Source organism: Lentibacillus cibarius, assembly GCF_005887555.1.
Taxonomy (GTDB): domain Bacteria; phylum Bacillota; class Bacilli; order Bacillales; family Amphibacillaceae; genus Lentibacillus; species Lentibacillus cibarius.
Window position 1 is genome coordinate 1,573,946 of the sequence record NZ_VCIA01000001.1, and the last position, 13,199, is coordinate 1,587,144.

The 13,199-nt window shown below is 44.2% G+C and carries 14 protein-coding genes; 1 reads left to right on the forward strand and 13 read right to left on the reverse strand.

What is annotated here, in order from left to right:
• Positions 1–96: 96 nt before the first annotated feature.
• Positions 97–276, forward strand: coding sequence for a hypothetical protein (locus FFL34_RS07550; protein WP_138602896.1), 180 nt, complete (start codon positions 97–99; stop codon positions 274–276).
• Here the strand turns inward: FFL34_RS07550 and murA are convergent.
• The 13 genes from murA to FFL34_RS07615 form a co-directional block, all read right to left on the reverse strand.
• The gene (gene murA / locus FFL34_RS07555) at positions 273–1,610 is read right to left on the reverse strand and encodes a UDP-N-acetylglucosamine 1-carboxyvinyltransferase (RefSeq protein WP_138602897.1); all 1,338 of its coding nucleotides are present in this window, start codon (positions 1,608–1,610) and stop codon (positions 273–275) included. The genes FFL34_RS07550 and murA overlap by 4 nt on opposite strands.
• 36 nt (positions 1,611–1,646) lie before the next feature.
• Entirely contained in the window at positions 1,647–2,366 is a 720-nt protein-coding gene (locus FFL34_RS07560) for a YwmB family TATA-box binding protein (RefSeq protein ID WP_138602898.1), read from the reverse strand.
• A 104-nt stretch (positions 2,367–2,470) separates the two neighbouring features.
• On the reverse strand, positions 2,471–2,704 hold the full coding sequence (locus tag FFL34_RS07565) for a DUF1146 family protein (protein WP_138602899.1): 234 nt from the start codon (positions 2,702–2,704) through the stop codon (positions 2,471–2,473).
• A gap of 443 nt (positions 2,705–3,147) precedes the next feature.
• Positions 3,148–3,546 carry a F0F1 ATP synthase subunit epsilon gene (locus FFL34_RS07570; protein ID WP_138602900.1) on the reverse strand — a complete coding sequence of 133 codons (399 nt, stop codon included), beginning with the start codon at positions 3,544–3,546 and terminating at the stop codon, positions 3,148–3,150.
• Positions 3,547–3,729: 183 nt separating this feature from the next.
• Positions 3,730–5,133 (reverse strand): F0F1 ATP synthase subunit beta, encoded by a 1,404-nt coding sequence (gene atpD, locus FFL34_RS07575; RefSeq protein WP_138602901.1) that lies wholly within the window; start codon positions 5,131–5,133, stop codon positions 3,730–3,732.
• A gap of 123 nt (positions 5,134–5,256) precedes the next feature.
• On the reverse strand, positions 5,257–6,123 hold the full coding sequence (gene atpG / locus FFL34_RS07580; RefSeq protein ID WP_138602902.1) for an ATP synthase F1 subunit gamma: 867 nt from the start codon (positions 6,121–6,123) through the stop codon (positions 5,257–5,259).
• Positions 6,124–6,222: 99 nt separating this feature from the next.
• Positions 6,223–7,731, reverse strand: a complete 1,509-nt coding sequence (atpA, locus tag FFL34_RS07585; protein WP_138602903.1) for a F0F1 ATP synthase subunit alpha — start codon at positions 7,729–7,731, stop codon at positions 6,223–6,225.
• A 21-nt stretch (positions 7,732–7,752) separates the two neighbouring features.
• The gene (locus FFL34_RS07590; protein ID WP_138602904.1) at positions 7,753–8,295 is read right to left on the reverse strand and encodes a F0F1 ATP synthase subunit delta; all 543 of its coding nucleotides are present in this window, start codon (positions 8,293–8,295) and stop codon (positions 7,753–7,755) included.
• Positions 8,292–8,819, reverse strand: coding sequence for a F0F1 ATP synthase subunit B (atpF, locus tag FFL34_RS07595; RefSeq protein WP_234031456.1), 528 nt, complete (start codon positions 8,817–8,819; stop codon positions 8,292–8,294). The genes FFL34_RS07590 and atpF overlap by 4 nt, the downstream gene beginning before the upstream one ends.
• Before the next feature lie 119 nt (positions 8,820–8,938).
• A complete protein-coding gene (atpE, locus tag FFL34_RS07600; RefSeq protein ID WP_090085689.1) occupies positions 8,939–9,148 on the reverse strand; it encodes a F0F1 ATP synthase subunit C in 210 nt (69 codons plus the stop codon).
• A gap of 93 nt (positions 9,149–9,241) precedes the next feature.
• The gene (gene atpB, locus FFL34_RS07605) at positions 9,242–9,964 is read right to left on the reverse strand and encodes a F0F1 ATP synthase subunit A (protein ID WP_138602905.1); all 723 of its coding nucleotides are present in this window, start codon (positions 9,962–9,964) and stop codon (positions 9,242–9,244) included.
• A gap of 100 nt (positions 9,965–10,064) precedes the next feature.
• On the reverse strand, positions 10,065–10,436 hold the full coding sequence (locus FFL34_RS07610) for an ATP synthase subunit I (RefSeq protein WP_138602906.1): 372 nt from the start codon (positions 10,434–10,436) through the stop codon (positions 10,065–10,067).
• 440 nt (positions 10,437–10,876) lie between these two features.
• Positions 10,877–13,090, reverse strand: a complete 2,214-nt coding sequence (locus FFL34_RS07615) for a S8 family serine peptidase (RefSeq protein ID WP_138602907.1) — start codon at positions 13,088–13,090, stop codon at positions 10,877–10,879.
• Positions 13,091–13,199 lie beyond the last annotated feature (109 nt).

Consider the following 13,199-nt stretch of genomic DNA (forward strand, 5'->3'; position numbering starts at 1 on the left):
TCATCATTTTTAATTTTCATTTAATTGTACCAGAAATCAGATCAAATGCAATAATTTTTTGAAAAGAAGGACAGGTGAACCAGGGGGACAGGTTTTTTGGTCCAGGTTGAGGGAGTTGGCTCGGGCCGCGCGACTCTCGCCCTCGGCCGCGAGCGTTCCAGCCCGGGCCGCGCGAGCGTTTCGGCCAACAAAAAAACAGGTGCACTTACACCTGTTTTTCTCATACATATGCGGTTCATTAAGCAACTGATCGATAAACGAAAGATTCGCTATTAAGATTCTAGAGAGAGAAAGGCTAGGAAATTTCCTGGCTGATCGTTTATATGCAAAAATGGCTTTACCGAATCACCGTTAGCATCGATCCGTTCAATTGATGCACCGAGCCCGGCCAGCTTTTCTGCAAAATTCACGTAGCCGCGGTCGAGGTGTTTCAAATCAGTTACACGAGTTATTCCTTCAGCCCGCAAGCCTGCCAGGATAAGTGCGGCGGCTGCACGAAGGTCTGTTGCTGCGACTTCTGCCCCTTGCAGTTCGCCCGGGCCTTCAATAATTACGCTGCGCCCTTCGATTTTCATTTTAGCATTCATGCGGCGAAATTCTTCCACATGCATAAACCTATTTTCAAATACGGTTTCCGTGATGACACTAGTTCCATAGGCATTCAGCATCAGTGCCATCATCTGTGATTGCATATCTGTTGGGAATCCGGGATGAGGCAGTGTTTTGATATCCGTCGCTTCTAGTTTGTCAGGTCCTAGAACGCGAATGCCTTCCCCTTCCTCAACAATAGTCACACCCATTTCTTCCAGTTTGGAAATGATTGATCGCAAATGGCCAATTTCAGCATTTTCAATTAAGACATTTCCGCCGGTGATGGCCGAGGCAGCCATAAACGTTCCGGCTTCAATTCGATCCGGGATAATGGAGTGATTTGCACCGTGAAGTTCTTCTGCGCCTTCAATACGGATTGTTTCCGTACCGGCGCCAACTACTTTTGCACCCATTTTATTGAGGAAATTGGCCAGATCAACTATTTCAGGTTCCTTAGCACAGTTTTCAATCGTCGTTGTGCCCTCAGCTAATGATGCTGCCATCATGATGTTTTCCGTCGCACCAACGCTTGGCATATCTAAATAGATTTTTGCACCGTGCAACCGTCCTTCTGCTTCCAGTTCAACAAAGCCATTACCAACGTGTGTGCGAGCTCCCATAGCCTCAAACCCTTTCAGATGCAGGTCAATCGGCCGGGAACCTATTGCACAGCCGCCGGGCATAGCAACTTTCGCATGACCGTAGCGTGCAAGTAACGGCCCAATCACGAGAACGGATGCACGCATTTTTCGCACATATTCTGTTGGTGCTTCTGTCAATAATTGGTTAGATGCGTTTACATGAACAGTATTATAATCAAACATTACATCTGCATTCATATTGCGTAGGACTTCATTAATTGTATATACGTCGGCAAGGACAGGAACATCAGTGATGACACTTTCGCCTTCACTTGCGAGCATACTTGCCGCTATAACAGGCAACACGGCATTTTTGGCACCTTCAACTCTGACAGTGCCATGCAGTCGCTTCCCACCTCTTACGATGATTTTTTCCATATTTTTTTAATCCCCTTATTATCCGTTTTCAGTATATTAGTATTCAGTAATCAGTATAGGTGTGCCTATCGTTAGCGTTGTTCGATCAGGTCCTTTATTTTTTAGCACCATTTGTACGTTCATCGATTCATTATTAATCATAAGTTCTTCGTTCAGCATGGGAGTATGCCCGTAAACTATTTTTTCAAATTGCGACGTTTCCACGGTGTCTTTCTGCGTTTGCGATACTTTTACATTCATCGTTTCCGTAAGTTTATCTAAAAAATAAACACCATCCATTTTACCATCAATGGTAGTCGTCAGACAAGCAAATGTTTTTGCATGTTTGCTAAAATATGTATCCTTCATGTGTGCTATTCGCGAGTGATATGCTTTTTCCGTCTTATTATTCCAAACATCTCCGCTAAACACTGCGATGAATTCCGCCTTGTAAGCAGTATTTTTTGGAATAACCACTTGATAATGTTCGGTTATATCAGTCTGATTTTGTCTGTGCTCAAACAAATATTTTATACTATTTTCATCCGCTTTGCTTGAGGAAATGTAATCATTTTTTGATTGCAGTTTTTTAATATAACCTCTTAATTGTTCCCTGTTCATCTTTTCTTTAACCACAACCTGCCAACTGTCAGCTTGTAAACCTATATCAGCTGTCACACCGGCCAACGTGGTGAGACTATCCGTTTGCTTGGAAATAGCCGTTACGTTTGTTGTTAATAGTAAGAAAATCGTAAATATAAGTGCTATGAAACGCATAAAAAAATCCCCCTTGTTCACTATAAATATAGTATGAACAAGAGAGATTTGCCTTAAACGGTAAAAGACTATTTTCGTTGTTGGTAACTATTAATGATATTGTGTTAGAACAAATATAGTAAGTCCTGCGACCATTGAATAAAGTCAAGAAAGAAGCGGCTGACCCCGGTACCAATGAAAATAGCAACCAATATAATAAGCACTCTAGCCTCGGTTTCCCGGCCCTTTCTGATTAAAGGATCAATATTAATGGTTGTAATAACACGCCACGTGACGTAGATAAAGAATAAATGCGATATCATTCCGATTAAAGCGGTCATACCGATTGATGAAAACATAAGAACCACCTTGCTTTGTATTGTCTTCTATTAAAGAGGTTTTGTTAGTCTATTTGTTACTTTGCCATCTATGCAGCCGAATGTCAATTGATTACCAGTCTTGCACAGATGTGAAGTCGCCAGTGCGGAGATCAATATTTCTGATAATAATGTCGATATTTCCCGGGAAATGATAGGGTTGGTCAAATCCTTTCCTTTTCTGATGATTTAAGTAACATGTTAACGAATTAGATAGTACTCGAAATGAATAATGTATTCCTGACTAACACTTATACTAATTAAGGCTGGGAGGCAAAAATTGCGATGTTCTGTGCGACGTGGGTTTACCTCAAATATGATAATAAAACCACTCAAAAAGTCAACTAGCGTCGTATATAAAACGTGAAGTTAAATTATAAAAAAGAAAAATCCCTTATAACAAATTGTTACAAGAGATTTTCTATTTATCGTGCGACATCCAATCGATTCATTGCTCGTTTGAGTGCTAATTCTGCCCGCTGGAAGTCGACGTTATCCTGTTGTGACTGGAGACGTCGCTCAGCGCGTTTCTTTGCTTCTTCTGCACGCTGAACATCAATTTCGGCCGGCTTTTCTGCGGACTGGGCTAAAATCGTTACTTTATCAGGCCGCACTTCCAGAAACCCACCATTAACAGCGAGGCTGACCGAATCATTGTCATCCTGTTTAAGACGGACGGAACTGATTGATAATGGCGCAACCATTGGAATATGTCCAGGCAAAACGCCGAGTTCGCCATTTTCCGCCTTACAGCTGACCATATCAAATTGATCTTCCAATACCGGGCCATCAGGAGTAACAACACTCACATCCAGTGTTTTCAATGTAACCCCTCCTTGAGACAATGGCATGCCCGGATGAGACAGGACTTGATGCTGAGCACAGCTATCAAGCCAGGTAACGGTTATTCAACGTTACCTGTAAGCAACATATCGGTGCCACAGCTATATCATACCAAGTGCGCCGTATGTGCTTGTGAACTGTTTCATCCAGTGATGCCTGATTGATTATTCCATTTCTTTTGCTTTTTCATCAACGTCTTCAAGCCGTCCGACAAGGCGGAAAGCGTCTTCCGGTACATCATCGTACTTGCCGTCAAGGATCTGCCTGAAGCCTTTTACCGTTTCTGAGACCGGTACATAGGATCCCGGCTGGCCTGTGAATTGTTCAGCAACGTGGAAGTTTTGTGACAGGAAGAACTGGATACGACGTGCACGGGACACCGTCAGTTTATCCTCGTCTGAAAGCTCGTCCATACCAAGGATAGCAATAATGTCTTGCAATTCTTTGTACTTCTGTAATGTCTGCTGAACTTCACGTGCGACATTATAATGCTCCTCACCGACAATTTCCGGGTCAAGTGCACGTGATGTCGAAGCCAATGGGTCCACAGCAGGATAAATCCCCTGTTCAGACAAACCACGGTCCAGGTTAGTTGTCGCATCCAAGTGCGCAAATGTTGTCGCCGGTGCCGGGTCTGTGTAGTCATCGGCTGGCACGTAGATGGCTTGAATGGATGTAACTGATCCTTTGTCCGTCGTTGTAATACGTTCCTGTAATTGTCCCATTTCGGTTGCCAGTGTCGGCTGGTAACCAACGGCAGACGGCATACGGCCCAGCAATGCGGACACTTCCATACCTGCCTGAGTAAAACGGAAGATATTATCAATAAATAATAGAACGTCTTGTCCTTCTTCATCACGGAAATATTCAGCCATGGTGAGGCCCGTCAAGGCAACACGCATACGAGCTCCTGGTGGCTCGTTCATCTGACCGAAAACCATGGCCGTCTTCGAAATAACGCCCGAATCTTTCATTTCATAGTAAAGGTCGTTACCTTCACGTGTACGTTCACCAACACCGGCAAATACGGAAATACCGCCGTGTTCTTGTGCGACGTTGTTAATTAGTTCCTGAATCAGAACGGTTTTACCAACACCGGCACCTCCGAACAAACCGATTTTTCCGCCTTTCGTGTATGGTGCCAATAGGTCAACAACTTTAATACCTGTTTCCAAAATTTCTGTATCTGTTGTAAGGTCCTCGAATTGTGGTGGCTGACGGTGAATTGGATCACGGCGCACATCATTCGCAACCGGTTCTTCCAGGTCAATATGTTCACCAAGTACGTTGAACACACGGCTAAGCGTTTGTTCACCGACTGGGACTGAGATAGCCGCACCAGTATTGACGACTGGCATATTACGCTTGAGACCGTCTGTTGAGGACATCGCGATGGTGCGCACTGCATTGTCACCGAGATGAAGTGCAACCTCCAATGTCAGGTCGATTGCATTATTATCATCATCACTGTGGACAGTTAGCGCATTATAAATGTCCGGCAGTTCACCCTCGTCGAACTTAACGTCGACAACAGGGCCCATGACTTGTGTAATGTGTCCCTTGCTCATTGGTTTCCCTCCTATCTTACTCTTCAAAACTGCAGCAAATGCCTGAATCAAAATAGTATATTACAACCGTTTCTTATCCTGTTTCCACGTTCGAACTGCGCATAGAAAGTTGACAGTGACGATTTATTCGAGTGCAGCCACTCCGCCGATAATTTCATTGATTTCTTGTGTGATAGCCGCTTGACGTGCACGGTTATATGACAAGGTCAAATCATCGATCAGATCGTTGGCATTATCAGTGGCATTACGCATTGCTGTCATTCGTGCAGCGTGCTCGCTTGCCTTACTGTCTAAGAGCGCACCATAAATCAGGCTTTCTGCATATTGCGGCAGGAGCACTTTCAAGATCTGCTCCTGATCTGGCTCATATTCGTACTGACTGACGCTGGAAGTATTTGCTTCCTGGGCAATATCGGTCAACGGTAGCAGCTTTTTAGTTGTCACAACTTGTGAAATAGCACTTACATAATGATTATATACTAGTTTTAACTCATCAATTTCCCCATCAATGAACGTTTGCACTGTTTCAGCTGCAAGTTCTTTAATGTCATTGAATTCCGGTTGGTCCGCCATACCAACAATACTTTTCGTTACCGGCATGTTGCGCTTTTGGAAAAATTCATAGCCGACACGACCGATAGCAATAACTGTATATTCATCGGTTGATTGGTGGTTTTTATTAATTAATTCATATGCCTTTTTCAGCACATTACTATTAAATGCACCAGCGAGACCACGGTCAGATGTAATTACGAAATAGCCAGTTTTCTTCACTTCCCGTTTCTCAAGCAGTGGGTGTGATGCATCCATACTACTGGCTGCGATATTGGCGACCACTTCCTGAATTTTTTCGCTGTATGGCACAAAAGACTTTGCATTTTCTTCAGCCTTATTCATTTTGGAAGCGGAGACCATCTCCATCGCTTTGGTAATCTTTTTCGTCTTTGATGTTGAATCGATACGCTTCTGTATATCTCTAAGTGATGCCAAGCCTTGTTCACCACCCTTCCTTAACAAGAGGCAGGAGGTCAGAGGTCATCATCGGGGCATCCGAGACCTCTATTCCAAACCTATTATTATGGTCCGTTATTATTCACTTGGACTAAATGTCTTTTTGAATGCTTCGACTGCTTCGCTCATATCATCCTGTTCAGCTAATTTACCTGTTTCACGGATAACAGAAAGCAACTCACTGCGATTTTCATCAAGCCATGTATGGAATTGTTCCTCAAATCTAGTAACATCTTCAACCGGAATGTCATCGAGGAATCCTTTTGTCAGTGCATAAATAATCATTACTTGTTTTTCAACGGCCAGTGGCTTGTGCAAGCCCTGTTTCAGTACTTCAACAGTACGGGCACCACGGTCAAGTTTGGCTTTTGTCGATTTATCCAAATCTGAGCCGAACTGTGCGAATGCTTCCAGTTCACGGAACGACGCTAAGTCAAGACGCAATGTTCCGGCAACTTTCTTCATCGCTTTTAGCTGTGCCGAACCACCGACACGGGATACGGATAAACCAGCGTTGATCGCCGGGCGTACACCGGAGAAGAACAAATCGGATTGCAAGAAGATCTGCCCATCGGTAATAGAAATAACGTTCGTCGGAATATACGCACCGATATCGCCTGCCTGTGTTTCAACAAATGGCAGCGCGGTCAGTGATCCTCCACCTTTATCGTCGCTCAATTTCGCTGCACGTTCCAAGAGACGTGAATGCAAGTAGAAGACATCACCTGGGAATGCTTCACGGCCTGGTGGGCGACGTAGCAACAAGGAAAGTTCACGATAAGCTGCTGCCTGCTTAGTTAAGTCATCATAGACGACAACCACGTGCTTTCCGTTATACATGAAATCTTCACCCATGGATACCCCTGCATATGGTGCAAGGTATAACAGTGGAGCAGGTTCTGACGCGCCAGCGGAGACAACAATGGTCTTATCAAGCACACCATGACGGCGGAATGTTTCCACTGTAGAGCGGACGGTTGAATCTTTCTGTCCAATCGCCACATAAATACAGAGCATATCCTCGTCTTTTTGATTTAAAATGGTATCCACTGCGATAGTCGTTTTACCGGTTTGACGGTCACCAATAATCAGTTCACGCTGTCCGCGTCCGATTGGTACAAGTGCGTCTATCGCTTTAATACCGGTCTGCAATGGTTCTTCAACTGACTGGCGGTCCATAATGGAAGGAGCCGGTGATTCGATTGGACGGTTTTTTGTCGTCTCAACCGGGCCTTTGCCGTCCACTGGTTGACCAAGCGGATTCACAACACGCCCCAGCAATTCCTCCCCAACAGGTACTTGCATAACTCTGCCTGTGCGGCGGACTTCATCGCCTTCTTTTATATCTGCATATGGTCCTAATATGACGATACCAACATTACTTTCTTCAAGGTTTTGCGCCATACCCATAACACCGTTCGAAAATTCAAGAAGCTCACCGGCCATGGCATTATCAAGGCCATGAGCACGTGCGATACCGTCACCGATTTCGATAACTGTACCGACATCGCTGACTTCGATATCAGCGTCAAAATTCTCGATTTGCTGTTTGATCAGCGAACTGATTTCTTCAGCTTTAATGCTCATACCATTTCACCCCTATCTTCATTAGTTTGCCGTTGTGATATTCCGCTCGAGCCGTTGCAATTTACCTTTGAGTGTCCCGTCATAAATGGTATTGCCGATTCGCAGCTTAATACCGCCGAGAACTGATGGGTCAACAACGGTCTTAAGTTTGATAGCTTGTTTGTCGACTCGCTTAGCAAACGTGTCTTCAATTCGTTGTTTTTCCGTTTGTGATAATTCTCGAACAGAATATACAGTCGCCTCTTCAATTCCTTTCGCATCATTTACCAAGTGGATAAAATGGTCAATAATAGACGGTACGACGTCATAACGATGACGCTCTCTTAACAGATGCAGCATGTTGACGACATCGGCCGAGAATGATTGAAACACTTCATCGATGAATTGTTTCTTTTTTTCATTATTAACGCGTGGATGCTTCAGGAATGATATCATTTGTTCATTGTTATTAAAGATTGTTTTCAGGACTTCAAACTCTTTGGCCATTTGATCTGTTGTTCCTTTTTCATTGCCAAGCTGGAAAAGCGCGTCCGCATAGCGTCTAGCTACTGCCACTTCACTCATCGCTCTTCCCCTAACTCTTTAATGTATTCATCAATCAGCTTTTCCTGATCTTGTGTGCTAAGTTCTTTTTCAATCACTTTGCCGGCAATTTGTACGGATAATGTAGCCACTTTGTCCTGAAGTGCTTGAAGTGCTTTTTCTTTTTCATTTGCAATTTCTTCTTGTGCCGATTCTTTAATACGATCTGCTTCACGGCGAGCAGCTTCGACAATTTCGCGTTCTTGCTTGGCTCCGGCACTTTTTGCATCGTCAATAATCTGTTGTGCTTCCTGCTTTGTCTGTTTCAACTGCTCTTTTGCTTCAGCCTGTGCCTTTTCTGCTTCTGCACGGCTCTTTTCGGCAGCATCGATTTCACCACTGACATAATCTTCCCGTTTCTGCATTGTTTCCATTAACGGACCCCATGCAAATTTACGTAGCAGTGCAATTAAGACAAGAAAGAAGAACAGCTGGGTCAGCATCGTTCCGGGCTGGAGACCGCCGAGAGATGCATATATCGTTGTAAATCCAGTTAACGACTGCACAGAATTCACTCCTTTCACAGTTACAAATCATTGCCTGTCATTCTATTTCCGGCAGTATAAACAACGGCGAAGCGTCCCATAGGAGTTAATCTTCGCCATTATCGTTTTTGCATCTTTAATTACATGACCATTAATGCGATAACAACCGCGATGATCGGCATCGCCTCAACCAGTCCGACACCAATGAACATGGTTGTCTGTAGCTGACCTCTTAATTCTGGTTGACGAGCAATCCCCTCAACCGTACGACTTACGATCAAACCGTTACCTACACCGGCACCTAATGCCGCCAAACCTACTGCAATTGCTGCTGCTAATGCTCCAGACATAATATAAATCCTCCTCAAAATGGTTTTATTTTTTATTCATCCTGTTTCAGCGTTGAAATTGCCAAAACGGGCTTGTTCCTAAATTCAAAATGCTTAGTGGTCACTTGATACTTTATGAGAAATGTATACCATTGTCAGCATGGTGAAAATAAACGCTTGGATCGCGCCGATAAACAGACTGAATCCTTGCCATGCCATCATTGGAATCGCTCCGCCTAAAAAGCCCAGAATACCTGATGATGTCAGACCGGCTAAAAGTCCCAAAAGAACTTCACCGGCATAAATATTACCAAACAAACGAAGTCCCAATGTCAGTGTGTTCGAAAACTCTTCAATGATTTTAATAGGGAAAAACAACCAAAACGGCTTAACAAAGTCTTTCCCGTATTCTTTAACCCCGCGTACTTTAATCCCGTAATAATGAGAAAGTACGATGACCGTTGCCGACAATGTCAGCGTTAGGCCCGGATCGGCTGTCGGTGACTTCCACCATAATTCATCGCCGAATGTTATCAGGGTCATGACACCGAGCAGGTTACTCACTAAAATATACGTAATCAGTGTCAATCCTAGCGGCAGGAAGACTTTACCGGTTTTCCAATCCATCGTGTCACTAATCATCCCTTTGACAAAATCAACGACCCATTCCATGAAATTCTGAATTCCGGATGGCTTCATTTGTAGTTTTCTCGTCGCAAGGACACACAGAACGAACACGATAAGCGTGGAAATGCCCGACATGACAACGACAGATAGGTTGAAATCGAGCCAGGATATCCCAAAAACGTCATGCGCTATTGGTGTTTCATGATCCATTTTCTTCACCCCTTCCAAGCATTGTTTTTCATTCCTACGTAAAACATAAGGCGCTTACCCGCGATACAGCCAGTAGTGACGTTCTATGATGCAACACGCTTTATCCCTTTTGGAATCGAGACATAAAAAAATCTATCACAATGACTAGATAGGATGTCATTAAACCCACTAGGACAGAAATCACATTGAAATATGCGTCAAACCGTAGCGCAATCAGGACAGCTAGTGCCGCTGCTGCCAGCCTGGATATGCTGCCAAGCCCGCCTGCAGATTCATTTTTTTCTGTGGACGCAGCGAATGCATCAATTTTCCGTTGCAGAAGCCATAAGTTGTAAAAACTTACACAACCGCCTAATAAAAGTCCGAGGAATATTTGTTGATATGGTGTGAAACCTGCCCCTAAAACATAAATTGCTAAAAGATAGAACATCCACTTGCGCTGCCTGCTGACCATATTTTCATAGTACGACATGATTTGACTCTTCTCCCGGGGAATTGACATGATAGATTGTTCAAATTGAGCAGCCTGCATCATAAAAAAGGTTCCGGCATAAGTGAGGCAAATCACTGCCTAGACGGAACAACTATCATAAGATATGTAAGGTAGGACGCCCTGAAACCATGAAACCCTTACCATTCCAAAAGCTAGTTTACATTAGCCATACCCTATTGTCAATTAGTATAGGTATGAAAAAAACACTTTATCACCTCAGTTTTTGCTGGTCCTTCATCCTCCATCTGTCGGGGGCGGACGAATTCTCTAATATTTATTATAACGGAAAAATACGTGTGCATATTTGAAAATTGTGTGACAAGTGTATTTTGTCGAATTTTTCAACTTGGCATTTGTCTATTTTAGATTTAAATATTCTAGCAGTTAATCCCGCCTTTTCAAGCGGGATTAACTGCCGGTTATGGCTGAATAGGTATGTGTAATTTGGTTTGATAACTTTCTACTCGGCCGCTTTTTAGTTTTACTCGAATAACGGCGCGATAAGTTCCAGGTTTACCGAGTTCCGAACGTTGGAGTGTGCCTTTGTTCATTCCGGTCGCTGTATCTTCCTTAGTTAGCAATGTCCGTTCATACACGAGCGTTTCCATGCTGTAAAGATCCACCTCAACCCTTTCTGCCGGATCGGTTAAATAAAACTGATAAGTGTACGTATCCTCGGAAAACGGTTTTAATCCTAAATCGAATCCCATTACTTTCGGATTATCCGCCGTCTTGTTCACAAACAAATACGGTAATTTATATTGCTTATTAGCACTATTTAACCTTAGCCATCCTTGGTGGATTCCTTTTTCAAGCATTTTACTATTGATGCTCAGCTCAATCGGCAACCGTTTAGATTCCCCCGGTAATAAGGTGACTGACTTCGGAAGGCGCCAATTCACTCCATGTTTGTTCTTAGGTAATTGAAACGAATAGGTCTGCTTTGATTCGGATGTGTTTTCAATGGTGATTTGCTTTTTGTTTGTCTCATGAAAAGACGTGATCTTTCCAAATGAAAGAAGCGGGTTATCAATGATTGTATTCGTCCTGATTGCTTGTTTCGGCTGAATTTCACCAGCACCCTGAATGATTGGTGCATAGGCTTGTCCATTGGTTTTATTGATTTGTTTTGCCGTTGTTTTTACAGCGCCGGTAAGCTGGGCAATGTCCCAATCCGGATGTGCCTCCATCAATAGCGCCATGACACCGGTAACGTGCGGAGCCGCCATGCTGGTCCCTTGCAAATGCTGATAACCACCCGGGACTGTACTCAAAATGTTCGTACCTGGTGCACTGATTCCAGGCTTTAAATCCCAATTAACGGTGACGGGGCCGCGTGAACTGAACGCAGCAATCTTTTTCTGCGTCTGCATGTAGCTTGTGTCCATGTATAAGCTGTCGGATTCCGCTTGCTTACGTAACCATTCCCCATCCTGTTTGGTGATAGATGCAACGGGGATGGTGATGGGGTCTTTTGCATTCCCGACCATCCCTCTGAACATTCCCGATTTGTTATTGTAAATGAGCACAGCTTTGGCGCCTGCATTCTCAGCCTGTTTAGCCAGATCGGAAAATGGCGTTTTACCTCGCTTGATTAGCGCTATTTTTCCCCGCACATCCCCGCTTTTAAATACTTGTATGCCATAATCCTTTTGCAAATTCCAAGGAACCGAACCTCGCATCAACTCCAGATTTATTTTTTTATCATGGCGTGTTTCCTCTAAATAGGGTTGTGTCTGTGGATAGGCCGCCGCACCGACGGACAGTGCGTTTTTCGCTGTGGCAGGGGAACCAATTGTCCACTTATCCGGACCGCTGTTGCCATTAGCTATGACGACCGGTACCCCAAGCGCCACTGCCCGGTTCACCGCAACACTCGTCGGAAAGTCCGGACCATTAATTGAGTTGCCGAGCGAAAGATTAATCACATCCGCCCCATCCTCCACTGCGCGCTCCAATGCGGCAATAATCTGTATGGATGTACCCATACCGCCTGGACCAAGGCCACGGTAACTATAAATATCTGCATCCGGTGCAACACCTTGAAGTGCACCATTAGCAGCTATGATTCCAGCGACGTGGGACCCATGCTGTGTCGGCATCCCCTCTGACGGAAGTGTTTCCATCGGATCATCATCAAGGTCGACAAGATCATACCCGCCGGCAAAATTCGCAGCCAGATCCGGGTGGTTGTAATCAATGCCCGTATCGATAATCGCGACCTGGACGCCTTTTCCGGTATAATTTGTATTATTCAATTCGGAAGGCAAGACACTATCTTCGGTTATCCCGTCGTCCAGATTAGTCATCGTATCGGCTTCTTGGTCAGTTTGGGTTTTATAAGTTGTCACCTGGTGGACGGCTGTGATGAAATCAAGTGATCCTAATTTAGCAAGTTGCTGCGGCTTGGCTTTTAAGGCTATCCCATTGAATAACTTGTCATAGACCGCAACAATATTGATATATGGATGGTATGTTTCAAGATAGGTCTTGCGTTTTTCCGGATTGCCATCCACCTCAATAATAACCGCTTTTTGTTTGTTATTGTCCGCTTCTGGTGCATCCTTCCATGCGGCAACAGAAACCGGCAGCATAAAGATGACCACGATGAGCAGCAGCAACATTTGCCGCATAGCAGAAGTCCCCTTTTTGATTGAATGTTACTGATTAGCATTTGATTATAAAGGGAAATTCATGCATCATCACATTGTGGAAGGAGTACGATTTGAGGTGCCGCGCGAG

What these genes read in the sequence shown, in the direction of transcription:
- murA (WP_138602897.1), bottom strand. Translation starts at nt 1,610, where the DNA reads ATGGAAAAAATCATCGTAAGAGGTGGGAAGCGACTGCATGGCACTGTC.
- FFL34_RS07560 (WP_138602898.1), bottom strand. Translation starts at nt 2,366, where the DNA reads ATGCGTTTCATAGCACTTATATTTACGATTTTCTTACTATTAACAACA.
- FFL34_RS07565 (WP_138602899.1), bottom strand. Translation starts at nt 2,704, where the DNA reads ATGTTTTCATCAATCGGTATGACCGCTTTAATCGGAATGATATCGCAT.
- atpD (WP_138602901.1), bottom strand. Translation starts at nt 5,133, where the DNA reads ATGAGCAAGGGACACATTACACAAGTCATGGGCCCTGTTGTCGACGTT.
- atpA (WP_138602903.1), bottom strand. Translation starts at nt 7,731, where the DNA reads ATGAGCATTAAAGCTGAAGAAATCAGTTCGCTGATCAAACAGCAAATC.
- FFL34_RS07590 (WP_138602904.1), bottom strand. Translation starts at nt 8,295, where the DNA reads ATGAGTGAAGTGGCAGTAGCTAGACGCTATGCGGACGCGCTTTTCCAG.
- atpE (WP_090085689.1), bottom strand. Translation starts at nt 9,148, where the DNA reads ATGTCTGGAGCATTAGCAGCAGCAATTGCAGTAGGTTTGGCGGCATTA.
- atpB (WP_138602905.1), bottom strand. Translation starts at nt 9,964, where the DNA reads ATGGATCATGAAACACCAATAGCGCATGACGTTTTTGGGATATCCTGG.
- FFL34_RS07610 (WP_138602906.1), bottom strand. Translation starts at nt 10,436, where the DNA reads ATGTCGTACTATGAAAATATGGTCAGCAGGCAGCGCAAGTGGATGTTC.
- FFL34_RS07615 (WP_138602907.1), bottom strand. Translation starts at nt 13,090, where the DNA reads ATGCGGCAAATGTTGCTGCTGCTCATCGTGGTCATCTTTATGCTGCCG.